The sequence below is a fragment of the Psychrobacter sp. BI730 genome, from assembly GCF_013414195.1.
Taxonomy (GTDB): domain Bacteria; phylum Pseudomonadota; class Gammaproteobacteria; order Pseudomonadales; family Moraxellaceae; genus Psychrobacter.
This window is the reverse complement of record NZ_JAATTV010000008.1, coordinates 64,918-90,148: the sequence shown is the minus strand read 5'-3', so window position 1 is coordinate 90,148 and position 25,231 is coordinate 64,918. Positions and strand designations below refer to the sequence as shown.

The window sequence follows — 25,231 nt, the reverse complement described above, 5'->3', positions numbered from 1 at the left end:
ATAAAAATGGCCATAGCACCGTATTCTTAATAAGAAGAAACTCATGATTCAGAATAAATACGACTCTAAAGCAAAACCAAAATCTTTTAAAACTGCTTCAGCCTCTATAAGAAGCACTATCGCATCTAAAAAGGGATCTTATCTCAGTGCTAGCGTAATTTTTGCTTTTGGTATCTTGGCTACTACTGCTCAAGCTGATACAACAGCTGCTGAAGATTACCGCTCACCTGCTGCAGTCGATGCAAGTGCGCCAATTGCTGCCTTATCTAAACTGACCAGCTTAGCCGATGACAAACCTTTAAAAGTCACCGTACCGACCATTCAACAGTTTAAGACCAAGTCTGGCGTACCTGTTATGTTTGTACAAACGACCACCTTGCCAATTGTCGATGTTGATTTGCGTTTTAATGCTGGTAGCGCGCGTGATGGTAGTATCAAAAAGGATGGTTTTGGTATTGCGAATATGACAGCGACGATGCTCGAACAGGGCTCAAAAAGCCTAGATGAAAATGCATTTACTCGTGCAGTGGAAACGTTGGGCATCAATCTAAGCAGTAGCGCCTATAAGGATATGTTTATTGTTTCACTGCGTAGCCTATCTGATGATAAGCATCTCCTGCCAGCCATTGACCTAATGACACAGATGGTGAGTGAACCTACCTTTGACGAGCAAGTTCTAGCTCGCAATAAAGCAAGACTGTTGGTAGGCCTGCAGCAACAAAAACAAGATCCCAATAGCTTAGCAAGTATCGCTTTCAACGAGGCTCTATATGGTACTCACCCTTACGCGCATCCATCAGTCGGCACGCTAGAAAGCGTTCCTACGATTGAGAAGCAACAACTGATAGACTTTAAAAATAAATATCTAGTTGCAGCAAACGCGTCTGTTGCTATGACCGGCAACCTGACATTAAAACAAGCCAAAAAACTGGCAGAAGACATCACTGCTAAATTGCCTACCGGCCAAGCTGCCACTGATTTACCTGAGCCGAAACCGCTTACTAAAGCGCAGCACGTTCATATTCCATTCCCAAGCACTCAAACCACTGTACTCATGGGACAGCTGGGTAGTAAACGGGCAACTGACCCAATAGCACAGCAGCAGCAGACCAACTTTGCTGTTGGAAACGAAGTCATGGCAGGCAGTGACTTTAATGCGCGACTAATGACGGAGGTAAGACAGAACCTCGGCTATACTTATGGAATCTCGGGATCGATGAATCCGATGCTCTCTCGAGGTCCCTACCAGATTGGTTTTTCAACACGTAATGACAAGGCGCGTGCGGCTATTGATGCAAGCTTAGCGGTTATCAATGAGACGCTAGACAAGGGTATCACCAATGAGGAGATGCGCTTAACTACAGATAATTTGAAAAACAGCTTCCCGATGGGGTTTGCGAGCAATGCTGGTATTAATAGCTTACTTGGAATGATGAATTTTTACCAATTGCCGAATAATTACTTAGCTGACTATACCAATCGCATTGATCAAGTCACACTTTCAGAGGTCAATCAAACCATGCGAGATACGCTAAAGCCTGATAACTTTTTAATAGTTACGGTTGGGCAAGAAGATCCTTGGAAAGAAAAGAAAGTGGTAGAAAAAACCAGTAAGAAATAAATCGCTAGGAAGCAATATTAGAAATAAGCGTTATCAATCCAATGGACGTATTATAAATGGTAAAAAATACTACTCATAATATGTCCATTTAAATATTTGAACGGCTATAATCTTTAAATAAGAAGCAGAACATTCTTAATGCTTGGCATTAGGAATACTTGGCGTCAGAAATTTTTAGCGCAACATCATAGACAAAATGCTCAGGCTTATGGGTAGCCCCGTTATAGCTCAAACGGATAACATGCTTATCATAAGACGTCACTTTATAATTACCATTGGCAAAATTATGTAGCGTCGGCACAATTAATAGCGCTTCTATTTGACGGTTATCTACTTTAACATTGAGGCGCTGACCCTCTCGCGGATATAAAAAATAATCACAGTAGTCATTTACCATGACCTCTGATATACGTTCAATAACCTGATTACCCGTTTCTTCTTGAATTAATTTTGGACAGACATCAGAGCGCTTAGACGCCAAACGAGCATAAGAGTTCTTGATACTATCTTCTATCTCTTTAGAGCTTTGTATATGTCTATCAGCTTTATCCGTCACTATCATATTGTTTTCAGAGGACATCTCTGTACTACACGCATTAATCAATAATACCGACATAAGTGCAGAAGTAAACAAAGCGCCATACTTATAGTTCGAGTGCAAAAGACCTTGCTTTTCGTTATTTAATTTATGATAGATTTTCATTGTCGAGCGCTGATTTTTCATAGTTTTCGCTTAAAGTAAATTTGGTGGTTTTCTTTATAAGCCATGAAAATATAAAGGCGATTGATAACAGATATTATTAAAGCATAGTTTTTAAAGACCAAACAAATTTTTAATGAACTCATGCGTCTATCCTACGAATCCTACCAAATAATTACAAAATTATTATTTTTAGTAAACACCGGAATAGTATATATAAAAATGAATATATATCTAGCGTTATCTCGGCTAACTTTATAATTATTTGAATTCTCGATTCTTGATAAATCAATTAATAGCGGCAAGAAGAGGAACTACTAGCGTGATTGAACCCCCACTTACGATAACCATCAGTATCTAAATGAATAGCCCCTGTCGCATATAATCCTAAGCCAAAATTATAAGGCTGCCCTTGATACTGCCAAAACTGACATAAGCCATCATGCATGGTACTCAAGCGCCATAAATTGTCTTCGTACTCAGGCACCCAGATATCCATAGCACTTGCATTCATATGCTTACTACTGTCTGCCCCGCCTGCACAGTCATTCAAACCTGGGTTACGATATACCGAACGTATCTCACTGCTGAGTGGTAAAATACCTTGGTTTTTCAACTCACTATAAAGGCGCAATGTTGGTACAATGTTAGACCATAGCTCTTGAGGTGGCAGTTGATAAGGCTCATATCCGCATTTACTCCAACTACGGGCAGTCGTCAGCAGTTGAGACAATGGCGGTACATTCTGTGATCCGACTCGTGCGCTAAGATAACGCTCATACTCTGCTACTTGTCTGGCACGATAACTATTGCTATTTAACCATGCATTAAAGTCCATATTCATAGAATCGTTATAAGCACCATTATAGGTGTTGTTTGCTGTACTATAAGTAGTACCGCGTCTCACTACATTCACACGTTTGTTTTCTTCAATGGACAACCTAGCATCAATCTCGAAATCACGCTGTTTTTGTACAATCAAGTTTTGCATACTGTCGCTATTTGATGCGTTCGCACCACTCAACATGGTAACACCAGGACGCTGATTTGAGCTGTTAGTAGAGGGCGTTATATACGCATTACTGTTATTGCTTGTACTGCTACTTTGACGTATTTGAATACGGCGTTCACTATCATCACTGATGATAACGGCATGAGCACTGACACTGCCAGCACATAGGATAAGGGTGATAATAGGTTGGCAAATTTGCCTATACGCATGGATTTTTGATTTTATCATTGCAATAAACTACCGCTAAAAACGTTTTATCGATACTATCAAATTTTCAACAAGCAGGCTAAACTATCGCTTCTAATTTGAAGTCCAATATTGATAATTAACACTTATCCTTACAACTTTTATAATTGAGTGACTTTATTATTATTTGTGAATGATATAGCCATCGCGTGCTCGCATACTTTTATTAAAGTCGGTACTTTTAAGTACGCTTCTCATCATTATTTACAATGAGATAATTTAGTTAGTCCTTCCCTCCTACACCAATTGTTAGCCAAATTCTGCCTATGTCTTCTAACCCGCAATATCGTTTTTCACGTCAGAGCCATCATTTGGGTCAAGGTCATGCACCGACGCTATGGCAACGTATTCATATCGACCCATGGTTAACTTTACTGTTATTGACGGTTTGTTGTATTGGTCTGACGATTCTATACAGCGCCGCCAGCCAAGATATTGGTATGGTTATTCGCCAAATGGTCAGTTATGGAGTGGCATTCGCGGTAATGTTTACCATGGCGCAGATACCGCCCAGTCTCTATCGTACTTTTACGCCCATATTTTATGTCTTAGGACTTATATTATTGGTATTGGTAGATATTATCGGTGAAGTACGTATGGGTGCTCAGCGCTGGATCAATTTGCCTGGGTTCGGTAGTGTGCAGCCTTCAGAGTTTATGAAGCTTGGTATGCCAATGATGTGTGCTTGGTTTTTGTCTAAGCGTGATTTGCCACCGTCAGCATCTAGCATTGCTATTACCTTAGCATTGATCATTGTACCGGTACTATTGATTGCTAAAGAGCCTGATCTTGGTACGTCGTTACTGGTCGCTGCTAGCGGCATATTTGTGCTTTTCTTAGCAGGCCTCTCGTGGCGATTGATTTCTGCTGCTGTAATTTTAGCTGTGCCGTTTATTGCTTTTGCTTGGAACTTTTTACTTCATGACTATCAGCGTACGCGGGTATTAACACTCCTTAATCCTGAAGCAGATGTACAAGGTGCTGGATGGAACATCATTCAATCGAAGACAGCCATTGGCTCTGGTGGTCTTACTGGAAAAGGCTATCTAGAAGGCACGCAATCACACCTACATTTCCTACCAGAAGGCCATACTGACTTTATTATTGCCGCCTTCTCCGAAGAGTTTGGTTTACTCGGTGTGATGCTACTGATGTTCATTTATTTCTGCCTTCTTTCACGCGCCTTATATATCGCTTTCACTCATCCTGATGTTTATAGTAGATTGTTGGCTGGTGCTATCGCTATGTCTTTCTTTGTTTATATATTCGTCAATGTCGGCATGGTTGGCGGCATTTTGCCTGTCGTAGGTGTTCCACTACCATTTATTAGTTATGGGGGTACGGCTATCGTGACTCTGATGGCAGGATTTGGCCTACTCATGTCTATCCATACACATAAATCCGGCTAACTGGAATAATATACTTTCTGTATAATTCGTCTTTCAAGTAAGTCGTTATAATAATTATGGTAGTACCATTAAGATAAATTGTTTTGTACTACAAATGATTTGATAAAAGACAATGATCCATAGCGTGAAGAAAAGTTTTATTCTGAGCGCTGTGGCTTTTTTATTTTAATGGTCTTCATATAATTTATGTTCATATCGATCACTAGAATAGTTACAAATCCGAAATAATTGTTCGTTTTAGTGCCTCTTATTTTTAATAGTAAATAGACATGATTTTCAATATGAGTTAATCGCCTATAAGTTCAGAAAGATTTTATTCCTTGTTTTTTACAAAAAATTGCGTTAACCTCGTTTCACTGTACTCTGATACATAACCCGTACATAGCTACTAATAAACTTTGCATTTAAATATATTTAGGTTGTAGCGTAGCCGTATAGTTAGCATCTTGTAGATTCCAGACTTTCAAATACACTACTTAATTAACGGTTTGATAACAAAGCGATACGCGATGTCCTCTGAACCTTTTATTAACGTAGCATTCTAATGAAGTTTGTAGATCGCACATCATGTAAATACGACATATAGTGACATTGTCACTCAGTCCTGATTTTGGACTTTGTATTCAATGCTTATCGCTAACTATCATTTGAGCGTATCGTCAGTCACTTTAGCTCTATTTCTGCTGAACACTGATGATAATGAAATGAAAAATTACCATATATTAATATCTATAAGAGCCACGCATTAATCAATATGAAAACAATAGATTAATGCCATGCTCAATCTAAAATATTTAGAGTTAGGTTTTGATGTATAAGTTATAGAGGTATTTATGAACAAGCGTTTATCTGGTTTACTTACAATGTCAGCAATGTTATTTGCTGGCTCTGCAGTTGCTACCAATGCAAATGCTGTAGAAGCAAAGACCACACTTGCTATGATTTCGCAAGATAACGCCTCCCACATTGACCGTGTACTTGGTGAATTAAGCCGTCAACATGATGGCGCATCAAGTTTGGTAAAGTCAGCCCGTCAGCCGACCTCATTGGCACTTAGCAGCTCATTGTTAGCCAATGATACGACACAAGTTACCAATGATGAAGATGTATTAGAGCGCCTAACAGCTGTTGCCTCTAACTCTGTCAGCAAATTTAAGCAGACTGGCCTTGCGTCTTGGTATGGTCGTAAGTTTCATGGTCGCAAGACTGCCAGTGGTGAAACTTTCGATATGAACGGTTTAACTGCAGCGCATCGCTCATTACCATTGAACTGCTATGTCAAAGTCACTAACAAAACCAATGGCAAAAGTGTCGTGGTAAAAGTGAACGATCGTGGCCCATTCCATGGTAACCGTGTATTAGACCTATCTTATGGTGCTGCCAAAAAACTCGGTATTACGAGCAAAGGTGTGGGTAACGTTGCTATTGAGCGCGTTGCAGGACCTTAATTTTAGGTATCGGTTTTAAAGACCAATAATATTGCTAGCCTATATAGCAAAAAAGCCTAACTAATACTTAGTTAGGCTTTTTTTATGGTTTATATTTATCATTCCAAACTAATAGTAGCGACTGAACTACTCAAAACACAGTACTATTAATTCTATGTACTTTATAACTCAAATGCGCTTTCGATGGCATCATCAAGACGCTCAACAGCAATCACATTGATACCTTTGAACTGAGGCGCATCTTTAGCAGGCGCATTGGCCTTTGGAATGATGGCATGTTTAAACCCATGTTTCATCGCTTCTTTCAAGCGTTCTTGTCCGTTAGGTACTGGGCGTATCTCGCCCGATAGACCCACTTCACCAAATACTGCTAATGAAGATGGTAACGCCCTCTCTTTAATACTTGAAGCACAGGCCAACAGTACGGCCAAATCAGATCCTGTCTCTATGACTTTGACGCCACCAACGACGTTGACGTAGACATCTTGTCCACTGGTATGTATCCCGCCGTGGCGATGCATCACTGCTAGTAGCATGGATAAACGTTGGAAGTCTAAACCTAGCGCCATTCTTCTAGGTGAGCCTTGTGAATCATCGACCAAGGCCTGCACTTCTACTAGTAACGGCCTTGTACCTTCACGGCTGACCATTACTACAGATCCAGCAACAGGTTTATCGTAACGACTTAAAAATATCGCTGATGGATTGGCGACTTCTTTGAGCCCCATATCAGTCATACCAAAGATACCCAGTTCGTTAACCGCACCAAAGCGATTCTTGACCGCACGAATCATACGAAAACGCGAGTCAGATTGGCCTTCAAAATAAAGCACGGTATCAACCATATGCTCCAATACTCGCGGACCCGCTAGCGTACCTTCTTTGGTTACATGTCCTACTAAAAATAGTGCCGTTCCCGTTTGCTTAGCATAGCGAGTCAAAATCGCAGCAGACTCTCTAATCTGACTGACACCACCTGGCGCAGAGTTAATAGCGTCCGTATAAATCGTCTGAATAGAATCAATAATAGCGATGGCTGGCTGCTCTTGCGTTAATGCAGCGCAGATAGTTTCTACGTTAGTTTCGGCCAATACACGCAGTCTATCAGCAGGCAAGTCTAAACGTTTGGCTCGCATGGCCACCTGTGCAAGTGACTCTTCACCCGTCACGTATAATGCACTACCTGCCAATGAATCAGCTCGTGCCATATTGGTCGCGGTTTGTAGCAAAATCGTTGATTTACCAATACCTGGATCACCACCGATTAACACTACGGAACCCGCCACTAACCCACCACCCAGTACGCGATCGAACTCACTGATACCGGTTGGTAGGCGTGTGTCGAGCGTCACACTTACTGCATTAAGCGGCATGACAGCACTGTGAGTACCAGAGTAGTTACCAGCTGGCGCGCTGCTACCACGAGTAGCAGCTCGTGCGTTATTAGGCTTCGCGGTGCTCTTATTGTGATGGGGCATGCTGACATTTGGGGCTTCGACCAAGCTATTCCATTCCCCGCAATCCGTACACTGCCCAGCCCATTTGCCAAAATGCGCACCGCAATGCTGACAGACATAGCTGCTTTTATTTTTTGCCATAGCTTATAAGCCTTATTCAGAGGATCAATCAAGAATAATGAAGAAAGTATTGTCACGCTTTATAAGCGCTGATTTAAAAATATTTGTTATGATAAGTCAGCTATTAGTTTTGCAAGCTGTACTTGAAAGAGGATGATGTTAATTGTAGAGATATTAATTGTAGATATAAGTAGTAACTGGCTTATAAGCTCTATATAAAATAGTTGTAGCCAGCTCTATTAGTTAATCAGAAAATATAAAGTTGTTAGTATAACTTTTACACAGCATTTGGAAAACAAAATGAATAGGAAGTAAGGAAAATCCATACCAGATAATGCTACTTTAACGGCACCTTTTTGTTTTGAGCGCACTATATAAAATAGAGTATGAGATAAGAAATTTAACGCTCTCACTTATACTTGAAAGTCTTTACCTAGATAAACGGATTTCACTAAATCATTTTCTAACACTTCAGCCGAAGTGCCTTCTGCAATGATAGCCCCTTCTGATACGATATAAGCTTTTTCACAAATAGCCAGTGTATCTCGAACATTGTGATCGGTGATCAAAACGCCAATGCCGCGATTTTTAAGCGTCAAAATAACGTCTTTGATATCGCCGACAGAGATAGGATCTACCCCTGCAAAAGGCTCATCCAATAAGATAAACTTAGGATCAGCGGCCAATGCTCGCGCAATCTCACAGCGACGACGCTCACCGCCTGACACGCTCATACCCTGAGACTTGCGCACATGTTCTAAATGGAACTCGCCAATCAACTTTTCAAGTTCTTGCTGTTGTTCAGCTTTATTTAATTCTGTACGAGTCTGTAGGATAGCTAAGATATTATCTTCGATAGATAATTTACGAAAGATTGATGCTTCTTGTGGTAGATAGCCGATACCCGCACGCGCTCGCTCGTGCATTGCATATTTAGATAAGTCCATTTTACCTAGCGTAACGCGGCCCTTATCCATATTGACCAGTCCCACCACCATATAGAAGCTTGTCGTTTTACCAGCACCGTTAGGCCCCAACAGTCCGACGACTTGACCCTGTTCGACAGAAAATGAAACGTCTTTGACTACCCAACGCTTACCATAGCGTTTGCCTAAATTTTGCATAGTCAATCGAGCGACGGGCGCCGTATTGGTATTTGATGCCGATAGGTCTAGATTTTTATCATCGCTCATAACTTACTCTTACTTTCACAAAATTTAAGCATTGCTAAAGGCAGACTTATTTACTCATAGCCTGTTTATTTGGATTAACGTACGCCACTTTGGTTTGTACCGTTGTTAGGCGGGAATACCAGTTCAACGCGCTGATTGCCACCAGCAGTCGCTTCAACATCACCTGCCTTTAGGCTATAACGGATAACATTACCAGCGAAGCTTGCACCATTCTGAACCAACTTTGCATTGCCAGTTAGCGTAATAATCCCAGACACTGCATTGTAGTCAATCTTATTAGCCTGACCTTTTGCCAAGCCTTTCTCTTGCGTGACTACTTGCTGCATAGTCGCTGGACGGCCAGTTGCTACCGCTGAATTAATGCTACGCTGCTGAGAAAGATTGACCGTGATGTTGTCAGCCGTCATCTTAAACGTACCTTGAGTAATAATGACATTACCTGCATAACTGGTCACGCCAGTACGCTCACTATAAGTGGCTTTATCCGCTAGTAATTTAATCTGCTGATTAGAATCTGATGGCAGTGCGTGACTATATAGCGGTAGCGCCAATAACATCACCATTGGCAGTGCGCGCAATTTGTGCAAGCAGAGTGATGATGCGCGTAAAGTAGGCAAAAATTTAAGTTTCATATAAATAACTCATTTCATAATAGGTGGTAGGATTTGCAAACTTTATGCTAGCTGCTATTTTTTGACACAGTAAATAAGAAAGACTTTGATTAAAATAATGCTTTATCTTGGCGTTCAGATGGAGAAAAGGCAACAGCCACTTGGCCAAATTCATACTCACCCGTCTCAAGATTGGCAGTCATACTAGAGGCTTCAAATCGATTCATGCCTTGTTCGATTTTCACAGGCGCGTCACTGTATACTTTGCCTGATTTCGTATTGCCCTTTAGCGTACTACCAGTTACTTTTATTGGTTCGATATCAGGAGTACTCTTATTGCCTTCGCTCACCAGTGTAAATCCACCTGATAAACTAAGCTCCCCTGTCTGTTGACTAATAGCTGCACTGCCCGCCTGAATACGATAGCGTTGCTCTGCAGATGGTTCCCAATTCATGGTAATGCCTGACATTTCATCCTGATTGGTCTCAGGATTATGCGTCAAAGACTCAGCGGTAAGCTCGTATTCGGTTTCACCTTGTTCATTGGTCTGCACGGCTTTGATATCAGTGGCTTCATAATCGACATCTGTTGTTTCAATATTGACTGGCGGCGTTACGTCGCCTTGCTGCTGAAAAAACCAACCTGCGATACCAGCAATAATTAAGGCTAATACAATTAAGACACGTGTATTCACGACTGTTTATCCTGAGTTTGCGCCTCATCAAGCGTGTAATGCGCGATAAAGTCTTGATAATGTCCATGACCTTTTAAAATAAGGTCACATATCTCGCGCACTGCACCAGTACCGCCAGCACGAGTCGTTACCATGTCACTGCGCTTGATAACTTCAGCATGCGCGTTAGGTACGGTTGCCGCGAATCCTACTGTTTGCATTGCTTTGATATCCGGTAAATCATCGCCCATATAGGCACAGTCGGCAGCAGTGATATTCAGGGCAGGATCTAAAGACGATAGCAGCTCGTTTAATGCGATTAATTTATCATCACGGCCTTGCACCACATGGTTAACGCCCATTTCTGCTGCTCGCTTATTCACCATCGCACTACTACGGCCGGTAATAATGGCTGTCAAAATACCGTAGCGTGCTAACGACTTAACACCCACACCATCATGTACTGAGAACGCTTTGGTCTCAACACCATTAGCATCATAGATAATTTGACCATTGGATAAAATACCATCAACATCCATGACCAATAGTTTTACTTGTCCGGCTTTCTGTATCAAGTCCTGCATTATTTGTCTCTTTTTAATATTTATTTTCGAAGCGTTATTCTATATAGCTTAACTATTTCAACGGCAACTCACAAACCTTATTTGACCCCAGCTTGCAGCAAATCATGCACGGTAATAATAGCTTCTAAACGACCTTCATCATCAATAATCAATAACTGGCTAATACCACTCTCATTCATAACACTTAGCGCATCTGACGCACGCATCGTTTTACTGATATGGCGTGGATTGCTGACCATTACTTCATGCATTGGCGTTTGTAGATCGATACCTTTTTCTAACCCTCGGCGCAAGTCACCATCTGTGAACACACCGACGACCTTATTGTTATCATCAGTCACTACTGTCATGCCCAATCGCCCAGCAGACATGGTAAATAAAGCTTGTTGCAATGGGGCTTGCTGATGAATCAAAGGCAAGTCTTCTGAATTGGTGTGCATCAAATCTTCAACACGCGTCAATAGCTGACGACCCAAGGCACCAGCAGGATGCGATAATGCAAAATCTTCAGAAGTGAAATTACGTGCGTGTACTAAAGCAACCGCCAATGCATCTCCGAGCGCTAAAGTAGCTGTCGTACTGGAGGTAGGCGCTAGATTAAGTGGACAAGCCTCTTGCGATTGACCTAGCGTTAATACAATGTCAGCTGCTCGCGGTAGCATACCGCGCTTATCACGACTGATACTGATGAGAGGGATATTTAGATGTTTGACCACTGGCAATAGCATCTTGATTTCATCTGACTCACCTGAGTTTGAAATAGCAAGCAGCACATCACCTTTTACAAGCATACCCAAATCGCCATGCCCTGCTTCACCAGGATGCATAAAAAAAGCAGGCGTACCAGTTGAGGCAAAGGTCGCTGCAATCTTGCGTCCAATTAGCCCTGATTTGCCCATGCCCGTGACTACCACTCGACCCTTACAAGTCAGGATGATGTCACATGCTTGGGCAAATCTGTCGTCAATCTGCTCTGTTAGTAGTGCTAACGCAGATATCTCTGTGTTAATGGCCTCGATAGCAGTGGTAATAAATTGCTCATGGGTTAAGTTGTTTTTGGTATCACTCATGAATCCGCTCTATTTTTATAATGAATCAATACGCTATTTTACTACACTATGTTTCATATTAGTAATAGTCTACAAAATCTACACTAATATAGTGCTTTATACTGAATAAAGAGCTTGCTGCTAGCTATACAAAAAAAACCCACTATATCAGCAGGTTTTAAACGAATAAATCATGTCTTAATATTTTCTAGACAACATGCTCGATTATGGCAATGAGTTAGCTGTTGCTATCATTAGAACCGTCGTTTGGCTTATCTTCAAAGCCTGTATTATCTGCCGTGGCATCAAACCCACGATCTTGACCAAAACCACCACGCTCAAACCCGCGCTCTTGTCCTTGACCGAAGCTACCGCGTTCAAAACCACGATCCTGACCTTGGCTAAAACCACCGCGATTAAATCCACTACGACTCGATGCAAAACCACGTTCTTCAAAGCCGCCAGCAACAGGGTTGCTACCACGTTCAAAGCCACCGCCTTGATATCCAGTCGGTGCTGCGCTCTGAGGCTGAGCACTTGTACCTGTCGTTGTGCTACTACGTGGATTACGTGCTGGCACGACTGTTGAAATAGCGTGCTTATATACCATTTGGCTCACTGTATTTTTCAGGAGAACAACATATTGATCAAATGATTCAATTTGGCCTTGTAATTTAATACCATTTACCAAAAAAATAGAGACAGGAATGCGATCTTTGCGCAGCGAGTTCAAGAACGGATCTTGTAAAGTTTGTCCTTTTGACATGAAATCTCTCCTAAATATTATATAGTTATGTTTTGAGTGCCAATTATTTTAAGTGTTAATTTAATTATAATGGCTAAAAGGTAGATACAATAAGGTGTTTTCTTTATAAAACGTATCTAAATAAATATTCGTTGCTCTTAAGTGATTCCACTTTATCGCGAATACGTTATTATTGTAAATAATTAAGTAACTAGTTGTTTCGTTAATAATTTCTATCTACAAAAGTCTATAAACCAGACATCATAACAATGCTCAACGCACTGAGCCAAATTATAACAGCTATCTATGTCAATTTTTGAAACTAATTGTGTTAGCTATCATTGCACCTTAAGACAAGTACTCTCGTGCTTCGGCCATGGTTTTAAACGTTTGCAATATCATACGACTGCTAGCATCAGCCCCGCTCTCAAACTCTACTGTCCCATTCGATGATGCGCTAGGCAATTGCATTACTTTTCTCAGCCATGTGTACTGACGTTTTGCTAGCTGTCTTGTAGCATATAATGCCTTATTTTGCATTTCCTGACAAGCAAGCGCCTCGGTCTCTTGGTTAGCCATATTTGGTTGAGTAGCTGACTGAGCAACATTATCTGAGATTTCTTTTTCTCCGTTGACAGCTGTATGCTTTCCAAAAGCTTCATAAAATTGAGTTTTATCCAGATGAGTCTCATCAAATATCGGATGCTCAATATGCACCAAGTATTCTAGTACTTGCCTGTAGCCCACACAGCGCATCGAAGGCATATTAGGCGTGAGCGGATACTTTTTTAGTAAGTCTATGACTTCAGCCACTAGCCCTTCATTCCACATGATATCTAGACGTTGTTCGATACGATTATGTAGCCATGAACGATCTGGCATTACCGATAGCGCGTGCCACTGCTGCTCTGGGTTGTGGGCTAGGGCTTGCTTTGGCTTGCGCTGCCAGTCACTTATTGGAATATTTGTTTGTAGGTAGACCTCAATTGCTCGCGTGATACGCTGAGTATCAGTAGCATTCAAACGCTCATGGCTTATAGGGTCTATACTACCCAAATAATCATATAGAGCGCTAATACCTTCCTCTTGACGCCACTGCTCTACGCGCGCCCGTACGCTGTCATCGCTATCGGGCACAGGAGACAACCCATCGAGTAGCGCCATGTAATACATCATGGTGCCGCCTACTAATAATGGTATCTTGCCATTTCTATGACATTCGTCAATAAGACGGGCAACGTCACTGACAAACTCAGCCACACTATAGCTTTGCATAGGATCAACGATATCGACCAAATGATGTGGATAACGCGCCAACTCAGCCGCTGTTGGCTTGGCTGTGCCAATATTCATATCACGATATATCAGTGCTGAGTCCACTGAGATTAATTCAAAACAATCTGTATCGTATAGCTCGTACGCTAGTGACGTCTTGCCGCTAGCAGTTGGTGCCATAAGACAAACCACGCTGTTATCCGTCAGTTTGTGAGGTAGGCTATCAGACGAATGTTGCATAAAGTGGCCTTTCATAATATATGGATAACTCAGATATCGATTGGTTTAACTGCTTTAAGATGTTGTAATTATTTTCAGATATTCAGGATAGCATTAGCTTTACTAAGCGATGACTATCTATCGCTTTAATAGCATTGTTCATGATTATTTCAGCAAGATCATTCACGAAAACCATTGAATCTTGCGCAGACATTTGCGTATTGACCGTCATAAGTTGCTGATTAAACTCAGTAGCACTGCTTGGTAATCTATCTTTTTTGAATACTTGCTGACTAGAAGTAAGTGATTCAAATAACTGGCTTAGTTTAAGCTGCCAATCTTTAGCACTTATCAGTACACACTGCCCTTGGTGATAAAATAACAGCCAAGGTAGACTTCTATCCTCTGTGCTTGAGTCAATACCAATAGTTTCTACGTTTTCAATAATATCTAAGCAAATTGGTAAAGATGCAGAGGTAGTTGCTCCATCAGAATAATGCGACGTGCTGTTGTTACTATTGTTACTTTGGTCTGATCGCTCATTGATATAAGATCGCACTGACTCTTGCAATGAAAGATTATTTGAAGATGATTGGTTTGCAGTAGACTGATAAGACTGTCTAGTAGATTCTACTTGATTATTCTGCCTTTGGTTATTGCTAGACTGACTACTTGAGATGGGCATTTCAGACGAACGACCTTCAGAAGCATTATTATTTGCCCATTCCACAGATTTGTATTGGTTGTCAGTTTCTGTCATCGCTACGGACGCAGATGCAGAATCAATTCCAAGCCCAAACTTAGCTACATCAATCGTTTTCAACTGCTTACGAACTGTATGGCCTAAGTGCGCCATAATATTATTCAATGGACTGATTTTGATACGCTGTTTAGATGGATGCACATTGATATTTAACCATTGGGTTGGCAAATCAAAATACAGTGCATACCCCATACCTGCTAGCTGCGCACCTTGTGCCAGTTGACGTATTTGATTGCTAATCAACGCTTCTTTTACCAGTCTGCCATTTACATAGAGCAGCTTTGGTAAGTCAGATTTATCATGATGTAGCGGCCATAACCAACCACTAATCGCTGCTCGATTAACATTGCTATCATCGTACGCTACAGACGACTGTACCAAACTCGACAAATCTATCGATATTGCTAATGCATTATCTGTCAATGCCATACCAGTCGCTTGTTCTAGACGCGGCAATGGCAAATGGCTGTCATTATTACCACTAATACTCGTAGCACTTGCAGATAATGATAGACGTTGCTTATTGTCATGAAAAAGTGTCAAAGCAACATCGGCACGCGCCAGTGCGACTTCTCGGACAATCGTTTCGATATGACCGAATTCAGTAGCAATAGATTTTAGGTTGCCTCGGCGGGCAGGTACATTGAAATACAAATCTTTTACGACAATCGTAGTACCGCGGTTATGAACAACTGGTAACAGTTTCGGTGTATCATCTAATACGCCAGCGACCTGTAATTGACGACCAATACCGCTCTCATCATGACTACTGGTTAAGGTTAAACGCGAGACAGCAGCCATCGCCGCTAATGCTTCACCGCGAAAACCCAACGTCGTAATACCATGCAAATTAGCAACGTCAGCAACCTTACTGGTCGCATGACGAGTAATGGCCATAACCATGTCATCAGGATGAATACCCAACCCATTATCTACCACTTCAATCAAACCCATACCGCCTTGAGTGATGCGCACTTCAACATTGGTCGCACCAGCATCGATAGCATTTTCGAGCAACTCTTTGACCACTGCTGCTGGACGTGTCACCACTTCACCTGCTGCTAATTGATTGATCAGCAACGGCGATAGTTTTTTAATGCGGGTATTAGAATGATTATCTGGCATTGATAGATGTCATATTTTTGGAAAGTAGCGATTGGTATAATTTAGATATTCGTTTAGATGTCAAGTTGCGATAGATCCAAGCCCTGCGCTTGGCCTGCCTTTGACAGTCTCAACTGCACTTGGCGAGCTTCAGTGCCGTTATCATCGCTTACACTTTGAGTCATATCGATAAATAACGTGGGCGGCGGAAGATAGCTATCAGCACGGCTAGCCCATTCGATGATGACTAATGCTTCAGGCTCATCCAGATACTCGTCAAATCCAATAAAAGACAGTTCTTCTGGATCTTGGAGACGATATAAATCTGCATGATAAACTGGCTTGATCGAACCATCTTTTCGCTGAATACTATAAGGCTCAACCAAGGTATAGGTTGGACTTTTTACCGCACCTGTATGACCAAGCGCTTGTAACCAATAACGCGTCAATGTCGTTTTACCAGCGCCCAAGTCCCCTGCCAGCCACACGCTACCTGTCAGTGGTAATGTCGCTAATTGCTCAGCCAATGCTTGAGTATCTTGCTCAGAGTTTAGTATCAGAGTCTTTAAGTATTTGCTATTTTCTATAGATTGACCATCACACATCAGACTGAACCTGCTCTGTCTGTACCTGCATGGTCACAGTTGGATTGATAAAGCTTTCACCGCGAATCAGTTTGGCATACAGCTCAGAGTCAGTCCACTCAGCACGAACCTGCTCACTGAATTCAAAATTTTCTAGAACTAGTTTACCCATTTGATCGTTTGCAACATCATCAGCAAAACACTGCGCATACCCTGTCGCCGTCTCATGGGCAATTACTGAGTACACGCTGACATCTGCTTCACCATTTTGCATTTGTGTCTGACGTAGTATTTCTTGTGCCCAAAAAAATATCACTCGTGAAAACTGCTCTGCCGATGGTGAAACTGGTAGGCTTATCCAACGTGCGCTAAATTTCTTACACGCTGCGACATACTCAGGATCATCTTTGTTCCAAAAACAAATAGCATGATCAAAGCTATCGATAATGTCTTTGATAGAAGATTTTAGCAAACCAAAGTCATAAACCATTTGCCCATGGTCTAAACGAGTGGCCTCAAGGATCAGCTCAATCTGATAGCTGTGGCCATGAATCGAGTGCTTACAACGCTCAGAACTACAGTTACGAACGATGTGAGCATTTTCAAATTTGAATAGTTTACGAATACGCATAATAATTTGACCAAAACAGTAAGCACTATGGTGCTAAATGTTAATAAATAAGAGTTTACCGCGTTTATGAATCGGTTTATGACGCATTATAGCAAATCGCCATGTATCCGTAAGTAAGCACTTATTAATACAATGATTGATTGAACGAATCAATTGGTAAACTAGGACTGACCGTAAACATAAAGGATTTGAATGATACTTGAATCGTAGACGAATTGTGCGAGCGCTATCTATTACTAAAGCTTAAGCCTATACTCTATTCAGTAAACAGCTATGTTAGCTGTATTCACACTGTCTTGAATTCGCTTAACTTTGCGTAATGAGTAGTGTGCTGTAAAAAAGGAAACGATGATGAGCAAAGGTCAAGACAGCAAGAAGAATGTTAAGAAAAAGCCCCTTTTGACTGCTAAAGAGAAGAAAGCTGCCAAACAAGCCAAGAAAGACGACAACGGTAGCATCTTAGGCAAACATTAATAATCGATAGACTAATATGCCAATCTGACCTAACCGTTCGATTGGTATTTTTTTTGGTTCGTCATTGGCCTTTAGCTAAGCACTGTCTTTAATTGAGCTTAGGTTTTGATTAAGCTCCGCGCGGCGCAAACATAATAATCGCCATTCCTAATAGCGCAACTACCGAACCCACTATGTCCCACATGGTTGGTCGTATACCATTGACCGTCCACAACCACAAAATCGCCATACATATATAAACGCCACCATATGCCGCATAGACCCTGCCCGCAGCAGTTGGGTGTAATGACAGCAGCCAAACAAACGCGACTAAGCTCAGCGCACCAGGTATCAGCAGCCAGATTGACTTGCCTTCTCGCAGCCACAGATAAGGCAGATAACATCCTGCAATCTCAGCCAATGCAGTAAGCGCAAATAGCCCAACCGTCTTTAATTCTGTCAAAAATCACTACTCCTCATCTACTACTTTTCTAACCTGCTAAAACCAGTCAGGTATTGTACGGCATTCCCCAAAATAAACACCCTATCCCTGTCACTACTTATAAAAAGCTATTTTGTCTGACATTACAGTCAAAATCACAGTAAAATCTATCATAACAAACAAACCTCTTAGATAACTATCTATCGAGGCCATACCGACATTGTAAATAGGAAGTTAGCATCATGATGCGTATTGGATTATTTTTATTAACCAACTTGGCAGTGATTGTGGTATTTAGCATTGTGTTTGGTATTTTATCGAGGTTTTTTGGAATCGGTGGTGTGCACAGCGCAGGTGGTCTCAACTACATTAGCCTTGCCGTTATGTGTGGTATCTACGGTATGGTCGGCTCGATGGTGTCGCTATTTATATCGAAGTGGATGGCTAAAAGATCCACTGGTACGGTAGTCATAGAATCGCCACGCACCGCTACTGAGCAATGGTTAGTTGATACAGTCGCCAAACAAGCGCGAGACGTAAATATCGGTATGCCTGAGGTTGGTATTTTTAATAATTCGCAGCCAAATGCCTTTGCGACTGGCTGGAATAAAAATAAAGCATTGGTAGCGGTTTCGTCTGGTCTACTACAAAATATGAATCAAGATGAAGTCGAAGCAGTATTGGCGCATGAGATTGGTCATGTGGCGAACGGTGATATGGTAACCCTTGCCCTCATTCAAGGGGTCGTAAATGCCTTTGTAATGTTCTTTGCACGTATTGTAGGCAGTTTCGTTGATCGTACTGTGTTTAAAAATACCAGTGACCGCCCAGGTATTGGTTACTTTATTACGAGTATCGTAATGGATATCTTACTTGGATTTTTGGCATCTGCCATCGTGATGTGGTTCTCACGCTTACGTGAATTCCGTGCGGATCAAATGGGCGCAAAATTGGCCAGCCGCGAAAAAATGATTAGGGCGCTTGATGCGCTTCGTCCTTCTGCACAGCGACCAGATCAAATGCCTGAGAGTATGAAAGCATTTGCGATCTCATCAGGACAAACGCAAGGCTTTAGTATTGCCAACCTATTCCGTTCACACCCAACGCTTGATGACCGTATTGCGGCGTTGAGAGAATATAATCCTAATTAATGACAATCGATTTAAAACCAACTTGCTACTTGTTAGCAGGTTGGTTTTAAAAAAATACTTTATATAGAAAATTAGAAGTTAGAGTATGAATACTCAGTAACTATCATTTTATTTAGTAGTAAAAGGCTAAACATTAGCGCTAGTTTAAATAAAAGAGATATTACTTCTTTACATTAGCGCTAGTTTAAATAAAAGAGATATTACTTCTTTTCCTTAGACGGAAAAAGCGATACCAAACCATCTCCTATGATTCCTCGCCAAGCAAAGTAATCATGTCCTGCAGCATACTCTTGATAATGTGTATCGTACCTTTTTGCCAATAAAACGTCTCGCAGATGACGATTGGTTCCCAATATACCGTTGCTACCACTTTTACCACGAGCCGTCTCAAACACGCCTGCGCTCAAAAAGAAACGAACGGGTGCCTTATCCATTTTTATTACCTCAGACGCTACGAAGTGTTTATCTTCTGCTGTCTGATCTTTTGGATGCCACCAGTAAGACCCAGACATAGAGATAACATTGCCAAATATGTCGGGGTGACGTAGTGCGATAGTCGTCGCTGCTAAACCGCCATAACTTGACCCTGCAATGACCGTTCTATCCGTTGGTATCGCTACTGGCAATCGTTTATTTATTTGTGGTACTAACTCATTGGCCAATACATCTGCAAAAATTGGGTTGGCAGGTAATTCACGTGCACGGGCATCATTGTCAGGATTGCTAATAAACACCGCTGTCACTGGTGGAACCTTACCTTCTGCAATCAAATTATCTAAAATCGTGGGCAATCCAACCGTATCAATATAGGCTTCCGCATCAAAGATATATAACAGCACCGCATCATCTTTACTATTCTCCTTGTTGTTATTAACAGTTGGGGAGTAAATGGTGATATCGCGAGTATTGTCCAATGTACTATTGGTAAATTTAAAGGTAGACAACGCTCCTTTGGGAACCTCTGCCTGTCTTTTTATCCAACGCCTATTTGGTGCGTCTTTTAACGTAATAGTAGATTTGGTTGTGTACTTATCAGTGGCTGAACGTGGCCATGAATGGTGATTATAAGGATCGGCTTGAGCCACGGCTTTTATGGCGACTCTACGAGCAAACTCAGACAGAGGTGGCTCAGGGGTATTGGGAGCAATCTGATAGGATAAGTGCGTGTTGTTTGGCACAATAAAGCTTTTGTACCATGTATCAGAGTCTACCAATCGTTGCAATGCATCATGATTGGTGGACGGGCCACCCATTAACTTGACATTGCGATAGTCTCCTCGCGCTAAAAACGTCATCACAGTGCCCAAAGCTGTGTCTTCAATCAGCGGTGTACCTAATACTTCCACTTCCGCCCAAAAGCGATCTGTACTCTGCCCTTTCTGCAATGACTCAAGTAATGCCGATACTCTGGGGCTGAGTAACGTGTCAGAACTGTCTAGAGAATTTCCTAAAGAACCTTTTAAATCTTGCTCTGCTAAACTAACACGTTGTTCGAGCACTATCTGATAAGCACCTGAGCCAGACAGTCGCCAGGTCTCTGCACAGTTTTCGGCTACTGAATAGAAGTGTTGTTTGCCACTTTTATTATCAATCAAACGGCGCGATACTTTTCCTGTGGCATCGATAACATCTAGCGTCATCATACTTCTATCACTCTCAACATATCCGGTTAGATAATCGCCTGTATCGCAAGGAACGCTAAAATCTAATGACTTATGCTGTGGCTTGATATCAGCGTTTTCCCTGTTGGAATGATTTAAATCGCCTTTCAAGGGACTTTCAATCGTTAGCATCGTTGCCTCCGAACCAAATGCAGGAAATGACGCCGAATATAATAAAAAGGTAAAGCCTGCTATGGCCCATTTCTTCTTAGGAAGAAATCGTATGTATCTCATTCACTACTCCCTCATTTATTCACTGACAAACACCTAATTTCTACCTTTACAGAATGTCTAGCGAATGATACAAATTTGATAATTTATTCTGTATAATTAAATAGACAATGACAATTTATTTTTCCTTTATAAAATAAAAAGCCCACCTGACTCAATTAAAGTCAGATGGGCTTTTAGAATAGATATAATGACTAACTAGATATCAAACTCAAGCGCTCTATCCCCTTCGCTATCTTTAATGCGCGTTGGCAGACCAATTTTGTTGAGCAGATTGATAAATGGCTTAGCATCTAACTCTTCGACGTTGACCATTTTGCCTGCATCCCATTCGCCAGTCGCGACTAATATCGCAGCAGCAACAGGTGGCACGCCTGCGGTATAAGAGATACCTTGGCTACCAACTTCATTGTAAGCGTCTTTGTGATCTGAGACATTGTAGATAAACACTTCCGTCTCAACGCCATTGATTTTACCTTTGACTTTATCACCAATGCAGGTCTTGCCTGTATATTCTGGTGCCAGCGAGCTTGGATCTGGTAGTACCGCCTTAACGACTTTCAACGGCACAACTTCTTGGCCTTCAGCAGTCATCACTGGCTGCTCAGACAATAGCCCTAAGCTTTGTAGGACAGTGAAGACATTGATGTAGTGCTCACCAAAGCCCATCCAAAAGCGAATGTTTGGTACATCTAGGTTGGCTGACAGTGAATGCACTTCGTCATGACCGCTCAGATAGCTATTCTGCACACCCACAACTGGCAAGTCATCCGTACGTTTGACTTCAAACATTTTGTTAGACTGCCATTTGCTGTCTTGCCAAGAATAAACCGTACCTGTGAACTCACGGAAGTTGATCTCTGGGTCAAAGTTGGTCGCAAAGTATTTGCCATGACTGCCCGCATTGATATCGATGATATCAATATCCGTCACAGATCCTGCATCCATCATGTCATAACCCAAGCGTGCATAAGCATTGACCATACCGGGATCAAAGCCTGCGCCTAGAATAGCTGTGACATTGTTGTCTGCACAGCGCTCTTTACGTTGCCACTCGTAGTTGTTGTACCAAGGCGGCGTCTCACAAATCTTGCGTGGGTCTTCATGAATAGCCGTATCTATGTAGGCAGTACCTGTCTCAATGCAGGCTTCTAGTACGGTCATATTGATAAATGCCGAGCCAACATTAATAAGTATCTGTATTTTTGTGTCTTGTATCAGCTGCACGAGTGCTTGGCTGTCCATCGCATCGACCTGATGCGTATGCAAGACCGCAGCCTGCTTAAAGCTGTCTTTTTCTTTTACGCTCTGCGCGATAGCATCGCATTTGTCTTTGGTACGTGAGGCGATATGGATCTCGCCAAGCACATCATTATGCATCGCACATTTATGCGCGACCACTTGAGCGACACCGCCTGCTCCGATGATCAGTACGTCTTTTTTGTTAGATTTGGCTTGTTGGTTTGTGTTCAATGAACAATCCTCCTTTGTGTCCCTGTCGATACCATTGATTGCGGCTATGCAAAACAGAAACGAGTGAATGATATGCGTGAATTAAAAAGGAAGACCGAGGAAAACCCACGCACCCGTCGGGCAAATACCACTCTAGTGTTTGCCCGACGCGATTATAACAACTTTTATTCCTTTATCGGTAAAAAATATGTATAAAAAGTAGAGATACTAAAATGTCTACTAATACAGATTAAGCCTTTGTTTTTTAATCATTAAAAATATAAAAACCCGACAATAGCATAGTCTTAAAAGCTAAGGCTACTAAGGCTTAAGATAGGCTGGCTTTATATTCCTCATAGTCAAACTCACGCTGGATATCAGTACTGCCATCCAAACGGCGGATCACTATCGCTGGCATATTGACCCCATTGAACCAATTTTTCTTGACCATCGTATAACCGGCAGCATTACCAAAGGCAATCTTATCGCCTATTTGCAAATTATTCGGTAATGCATACTCACCAAAGATATCCCCTGCCAAGCAAGAACGACCGTAAATAATGGTATGGTCTGCCGACTCTGCATTAGTTTCAGACGGTGCAGCTTCTGCTGGACTACCCGTAGGTGCAATATTGCCAGCAGTATTATTGATCGCAGCAATCGGTGCGGATTCACGATAGATAAGCAAGTCGAGCATATGTGCTTCAATCGAAGCATCGACGACGGCGAGATTTTTTTGATTATGCATGGTGTCTAACACCGTCGTCACCAAAGTACCTGCGCCGTGAATACTCGCTTCACCTGGCTCAAGATAGACTTGCACGCCATAGGTTTCGCTAAAAGCTTTCAAACGTGCAGCCAACTTTTCTAATGGATAATCAGGCGCGATAAAGTGGATACCGCCGCCCAAACTCACCCACTCAAGCTGCGCTAAGATATCACCAAATCTATCTTCGATATCTGCCAAGCTTTCACTAAAGGCTTCAAAGCTGTCATTCTCGCAATTGTTATGAATCATGACGCCAGTGATATCGCCAAGTACTGCTGCGATTTTATCTTTATCATGCTCACCAAGACGGCTAAATGGACGCGCAGGATCAGCAATCAAAAAAGATGAGTTGCTGGTCTTTGGATTGAGTCGTAGACCTACGGGTATATTTTGCGCGGCGGCTTGCGCTTTAAAAGCGTTGAGCTGTGAGATTGAGTTAAAGATTATTTTATCCGCATAGTTCAATACTTCAGGGATTTCGTCTGCACTATAGGCGACGCTATAAGCATGCGTTTCTTTTTTATCGCTACTACTGGCATCATCGTTGTTACCAAAGGTCTCATAGCCCAATCTTACTTCGTTAAGTGAAGACGAAGTCGTACCATGAAGATAAGGCTGCATTACATCAAAAACACCCCATGTGGCAAAGCATTTTAGTGCCAACAATGCCTTTGCACCAGACAGCTCACATAGCCTAGCGATGATTTTCATATTAGCGACGATGGCCGCTTCATCAAGCACGTAGTAAGGCGTTGGTGGCAATGTCGCGTTGATAGAATTCTCTAGATTTTTTGCATTCATAATAGATTACCTAATAGACACTCTGCTGTTGGTATCTTGACAGACAGATATAAATATTTGCGCTATAGTAGACTAAATTCATCATAATTAGAATATCTTATGGCACTCTCAACCGATTATTCCACCTCAGCCAGTCGATCCCATTCATCACAATTGGATCCGAAAAACATAGATTTGACTTATCTAGATCCTGATGCGCGTGCCGTGTTGGATTTTTGGTTTGATAAAAACAATGAAGCGTACTGGTTTGAACAAAACGATCGTTTTGATAAGCAGATACAGGATAAGTTTGGCGGTATTTGGCATGCAGCGAAACAAGGCGAATGTGTCAGTTGGCGTATCGCAGAGTCCTCATTAGATGGTAATAGCTCGATAACGGCATTGGCAGGTCGCTTGGCAGAAATTATTGTACTGGATCAGTTTTCACGCAATTTATGTCGCGGACAAGCAAGTGCATTTGCGCAAGATGGTATGGCATTAGCACTCGCCCAAGAAGCCATTCAACAGCCTTATTTTGATACTCTACCAATGCAATGGCGTAGATTTATTATCATACCGTTCATGCACTCTGAATCGGCCATGATTCATAAGCGTTATCTACCGCTATTCGAACAATTAGATGATGCAAACACATTAGATTTTGAACATCGTCACAAACAAATTATCGATCAATTCGGGCGATATCCACATCGCAACGAGGTACTAAATCGCGACTCAACCGAAGATGAAAAGAATTTTTTAAAACAGCCTAATTCATCGTTTTAGGCCACATTCCTAGTATTGTACGAAGATAATTAAAGTTATTACACAAAAAATTATTACATAA

General features: G+C 41.8%; 23 protein-coding genes. 6 read left to right on the top strand and 17 right to left on the bottom strand.

The genetic code is table 11. From position 1 onward, the window contains the following. Positions 1-43: 43 nt before the first annotated feature. On the top strand, positions 44-1,621 hold the full coding sequence (locus tag HCZ91_RS07830) for a pitrilysin family protein (protein WP_179798952.1): 1,578 nt from the start codon (positions 44-46) through the stop codon (positions 1,619-1,621). Between the two features lie 148 nt (positions 1,622-1,769). Here HCZ91_RS07830 and HCZ91_RS07825 read toward each other — a convergent pair whose 3' ends face one another. Further along, complete coding sequence (locus HCZ91_RS07825; RefSeq protein ID WP_179798951.1) at positions 1,770-2,345, bottom strand: hypothetical protein; 576 nt, start codon at positions 2,343-2,345, stop codon at positions 1,770-1,772. A gap of 268 nt (positions 2,346-2,613) precedes the next feature. Continuing rightward, positions 2,614-3,561 carry a D-Ala-D-Ala carboxypeptidase family metallohydrolase gene (locus HCZ91_RS07820; RefSeq protein ID WP_179798950.1) on the bottom strand — a complete coding sequence of 316 codons (948 nt, stop codon included), beginning with the start codon at positions 3,559-3,561 and terminating at the stop codon, positions 2,614-2,616. A gap of 284 nt (positions 3,562-3,845) precedes the next feature. Between HCZ91_RS07820 and rodA the strand changes: the two genes are divergently transcribed. Next, entirely contained in the window at positions 3,846-4,988 is a 1,143-nt protein-coding gene (gene rodA, locus HCZ91_RS07815; protein WP_057760433.1) for a rod shape-determining protein RodA, read from the top strand. Between the two features lie 833 nt (positions 4,989-5,821). Further along, positions 5,822-6,436 carry a septal ring lytic transglycosylase RlpA family protein gene (locus HCZ91_RS07810; protein WP_101205034.1) on the top strand — a complete coding sequence of 205 codons (615 nt, stop codon included), beginning with the start codon at positions 5,822-5,824 and terminating at the stop codon, positions 6,434-6,436. Positions 6,437-6,597: 161 nt separating this feature from the next. Here HCZ91_RS07810 and radA read toward each other — a convergent pair whose 3' ends face one another. The 11 genes from radA to HCZ91_RS07755 form a co-directional block, all read right to left on the bottom strand. Continuing rightward, a complete protein-coding gene (gene radA / locus HCZ91_RS07805) occupies positions 6,598-8,034 on the bottom strand; it encodes a DNA repair protein RadA (RefSeq protein ID WP_179798949.1) in 1,437 nt (478 codons plus the stop codon). Between the two features lie 392 nt (positions 8,035-8,426). Beyond that, positions 8,427-9,206, bottom strand: coding sequence for an LPS export ABC transporter ATP-binding protein (gene lptB, locus HCZ91_RS07800; RefSeq protein WP_179798948.1), 780 nt, complete (start codon positions 9,204-9,206; stop codon positions 8,427-8,429). Between the two features lie 74 nt (positions 9,207-9,280). Then, positions 9,281-9,769, bottom strand: a complete 489-nt coding sequence (gene lptA / locus HCZ91_RS07795; RefSeq protein ID WP_179799007.1) for a lipopolysaccharide transport periplasmic protein LptA — start codon at positions 9,767-9,769, stop codon at positions 9,281-9,283. A 158-nt stretch (positions 9,770-9,927) separates the two neighbouring features. Next, the gene (gene lptC / locus HCZ91_RS07790; protein WP_057760443.1) at positions 9,928-10,512 is read right to left on the bottom strand and encodes an LPS export ABC transporter periplasmic protein LptC; all 585 of its coding nucleotides are present in this window, start codon (positions 10,510-10,512) and stop codon (positions 9,928-9,930) included. Beyond that, positions 10,509-11,075 (bottom strand): HAD hydrolase family protein, encoded by a 567-nt coding sequence (locus tag HCZ91_RS07785; RefSeq protein WP_179798947.1) that lies wholly within the window; start codon positions 11,073-11,075, stop codon positions 10,509-10,511. Before HCZ91_RS07785 ends, lptC begins: the two co-directional genes overlap by 4 nt. A gap of 77 nt (positions 11,076-11,152) precedes the next feature. Continuing rightward, positions 11,153-12,145 carry a KpsF/GutQ family sugar-phosphate isomerase gene (locus tag HCZ91_RS07780; protein WP_179798946.1) on the bottom strand — a complete coding sequence of 331 codons (993 nt, stop codon included), beginning with the start codon at positions 12,143-12,145 and terminating at the stop codon, positions 11,153-11,155. Between the two features lie 217 nt (positions 12,146-12,362). Further along, a complete protein-coding gene (hfq, locus tag HCZ91_RS07775) occupies positions 12,363-12,890 on the bottom strand; it encodes an RNA chaperone Hfq (RefSeq protein ID WP_179798945.1) in 528 nt (175 codons plus the stop codon). Positions 12,891-13,217: 327 nt separating this feature from the next. Further along, the gene (gene miaA, locus HCZ91_RS07770; protein ID WP_179798944.1) at positions 13,218-14,384 is read right to left on the bottom strand and encodes a tRNA (adenosine(37)-N6)-dimethylallyltransferase MiaA; all 1,167 of its coding nucleotides are present in this window, start codon (positions 14,382-14,384) and stop codon (positions 13,218-13,220) included. Positions 14,385-14,466: 82 nt separating this feature from the next. Next, positions 14,467-16,251: a DNA mismatch repair endonuclease MutL gene (gene mutL / locus HCZ91_RS07765; protein WP_179798943.1), complete on the bottom strand. Its 1,785-nt coding sequence runs from the start codon at positions 16,249-16,251 to the stop codon at positions 14,467-14,469. Between the two features lie 53 nt (positions 16,252-16,304). Then, the gene (tsaE, locus tag HCZ91_RS07760; RefSeq protein ID WP_179798942.1) at positions 16,305-16,835 is read right to left on the bottom strand and encodes a tRNA (adenosine(37)-N6)-threonylcarbamoyltransferase complex ATPase subunit type 1 TsaE; all 531 of its coding nucleotides are present in this window, start codon (positions 16,833-16,835) and stop codon (positions 16,305-16,307) included. Then, on the bottom strand, positions 16,828-17,445 hold the full coding sequence (locus tag HCZ91_RS07755) for a 6-carboxytetrahydropterin synthase (protein ID WP_179798941.1): 618 nt from the start codon (positions 17,443-17,445) through the stop codon (positions 16,828-16,830). The genes tsaE and HCZ91_RS07755 overlap by 8 nt, the downstream gene beginning before the upstream one ends. 351 nt (positions 17,446-17,796) lie before the next feature. Between HCZ91_RS07755 and HCZ91_RS13945 the strand changes: the two genes are divergently transcribed. Further along, the gene (locus tag HCZ91_RS13945) at positions 17,797-17,919 is read left to right on the top strand and encodes a hypothetical protein (protein WP_021815223.1); all 123 of its coding nucleotides are present in this window, start codon (positions 17,797-17,799) and stop codon (positions 17,917-17,919) included. A 109-nt stretch (positions 17,920-18,028) separates the two neighbouring features. On the opposite strand, the gene HCZ91_RS07750 is transcribed toward HCZ91_RS13945, so the two are convergent. Next, on the bottom strand, positions 18,029-18,361 hold the full coding sequence (locus HCZ91_RS07750) for a YnfA family protein (RefSeq protein ID WP_057760460.1): 333 nt from the start codon (positions 18,359-18,361) through the stop codon (positions 18,029-18,031). A gap of 221 nt (positions 18,362-18,582) precedes the next feature. Here HCZ91_RS07750 and htpX point away from each other — a divergent pair, with 221 nt between their 5' ends. Further along, positions 18,583-19,491, top strand: coding sequence for a protease HtpX (gene htpX, locus HCZ91_RS07745; protein ID WP_179798940.1), 909 nt, complete (start codon positions 18,583-18,585; stop codon positions 19,489-19,491). 200 nt (positions 19,492-19,691) lie between these two features. Here the strand turns inward: htpX and HCZ91_RS07740 are convergent, their stop codons facing one another. The 3 genes from HCZ91_RS07740 to HCZ91_RS07730 form a co-directional block, all read right to left on the bottom strand. Beyond that, positions 19,692-21,386, bottom strand: coding sequence for an alpha/beta hydrolase-fold protein (locus HCZ91_RS07740; protein WP_179798939.1), 1,695 nt, complete (start codon positions 21,384-21,386; stop codon positions 19,692-19,694). A 195-nt stretch (positions 21,387-21,581) separates the two neighbouring features. Next, entirely contained in the window at positions 21,582-22,856 is a 1,275-nt protein-coding gene (locus HCZ91_RS07735) for a saccharopine dehydrogenase family protein (RefSeq protein ID WP_179798938.1), read from the bottom strand. Positions 22,857-23,163: 307 nt separating this feature from the next. Further along, positions 23,164-24,405: a carboxynorspermidine decarboxylase gene (locus HCZ91_RS07730; RefSeq protein WP_179798937.1), complete on the bottom strand. Its 1,242-nt coding sequence runs from the start codon at positions 24,403-24,405 to the stop codon at positions 23,164-23,166. A 99-nt stretch (positions 24,406-24,504) separates the two neighbouring features. On the opposite strand from HCZ91_RS07730, the gene HCZ91_RS07725 reads away from it, so the two are divergent. Then, a complete protein-coding gene (locus HCZ91_RS07725; RefSeq protein WP_179798936.1) occupies positions 24,505-25,170 on the top strand; it encodes a DUF924 family protein in 666 nt (221 codons plus the stop codon). Positions 25,171-25,231: the final 61 nt, after the last annotated feature.

Excerpts from the sequence above, each read along its gene's own strand:
- HCZ91_RS07830 (WP_179798952.1), top strand. The coding sequence starts at position 44 with ATGATTCAGAATAAATACGACTCTAAAGCAAAACCAAAATCTTTTAAA.
- HCZ91_RS07825 (WP_179798951.1), bottom strand. The coding sequence starts at position 2,345 with ATGAAAAATCAGCGCTCGACAATGAAAATCTATCATAAATTAAATAAC.
- HCZ91_RS07820 (WP_179798950.1), bottom strand. The coding sequence starts at position 3,561 with ATGATAAAATCAAAAATCCATGCGTATAGGCAAATTTGCCAACCTATT.
- rodA (WP_057760433.1), top strand. The coding sequence starts at position 3,846 with ATGTCTTCTAACCCGCAATATCGTTTTTCACGTCAGAGCCATCATTTG.
- HCZ91_RS07810 (WP_101205034.1), top strand. The coding sequence starts at position 5,822 with ATGAACAAGCGTTTATCTGGTTTACTTACAATGTCAGCAATGTTATTT.
- radA (WP_179798949.1), bottom strand. The coding sequence starts at position 8,034 with ATGGCAAAAAATAAAAGCAGCTATGTCTGTCAGCATTGCGGTGCGCAT.
- lptB (WP_179798948.1), bottom strand. The coding sequence starts at position 9,206 with ATGAGCGATGATAAAAATCTAGACCTATCGGCATCAAATACCAATACG.
- lptA (WP_179799007.1), bottom strand. The coding sequence starts at position 9,769 with ATGGTGATGTTATTGGCGCTACCGCTATATAGTCACGCACTGCCATCA.
- HCZ91_RS07785 (WP_179798947.1), bottom strand. The coding sequence starts at position 11,075 with ATGCAGGACTTGATACAGAAAGCCGGACAAGTAAAACTATTGGTCATG.
- HCZ91_RS07780 (WP_179798946.1), bottom strand. The coding sequence starts at position 12,145 with ATGAGTGATACCAAAAACAACTTAACCCATGAGCAATTTATTACCACT.
- hfq (WP_179798945.1), bottom strand. The coding sequence starts at position 12,890 with ATGTCAAAAGGACAAACTTTACAAGATCCGTTCTTGAACTCGCTGCGC.
- miaA (WP_179798944.1), bottom strand. The coding sequence starts at position 14,384 with ATGCAACATTCGTCTGATAGCCTACCTCACAAACTGACGGATAACAGC.
- mutL (WP_179798943.1), bottom strand. The coding sequence starts at position 16,251 with ATGCCAGATAATCATTCTAATACCCGCATTAAAAAACTATCGCCGTTG.
- tsaE (WP_179798942.1), bottom strand. The coding sequence starts at position 16,835 with ATGTGTGATGGTCAATCTATAGAAAATAGCAAATACTTAAAGACTCTG.
- HCZ91_RS07755 (WP_179798941.1), bottom strand. The coding sequence starts at position 17,445 with ATGCGTATTCGTAAACTATTCAAATTTGAAAATGCTCACATCGTTCGT.
- HCZ91_RS13945 (WP_021815223.1), top strand. The coding sequence starts at position 17,797 with ATGAGCAAAGGTCAAGACAGCAAGAAGAATGTTAAGAAAAAGCCCCTT.
- htpX (WP_179798940.1), top strand. The coding sequence starts at position 18,583 with ATGATGCGTATTGGATTATTTTTATTAACCAACTTGGCAGTGATTGTG.
- HCZ91_RS07740 (WP_179798939.1), bottom strand. The coding sequence starts at position 21,386 with ATGAGATACATACGATTTCTTCCTAAGAAGAAATGGGCCATAGCAGGC.
- HCZ91_RS07730 (WP_179798937.1), bottom strand. The coding sequence starts at position 24,405 with ATGAATGCAAAAAATCTAGAGAATTCTATCAACGCGACATTGCCACCA.
- HCZ91_RS07725 (WP_179798936.1), top strand. The coding sequence starts at position 24,505 with ATGGCACTCTCAACCGATTATTCCACCTCAGCCAGTCGATCCCATTCA.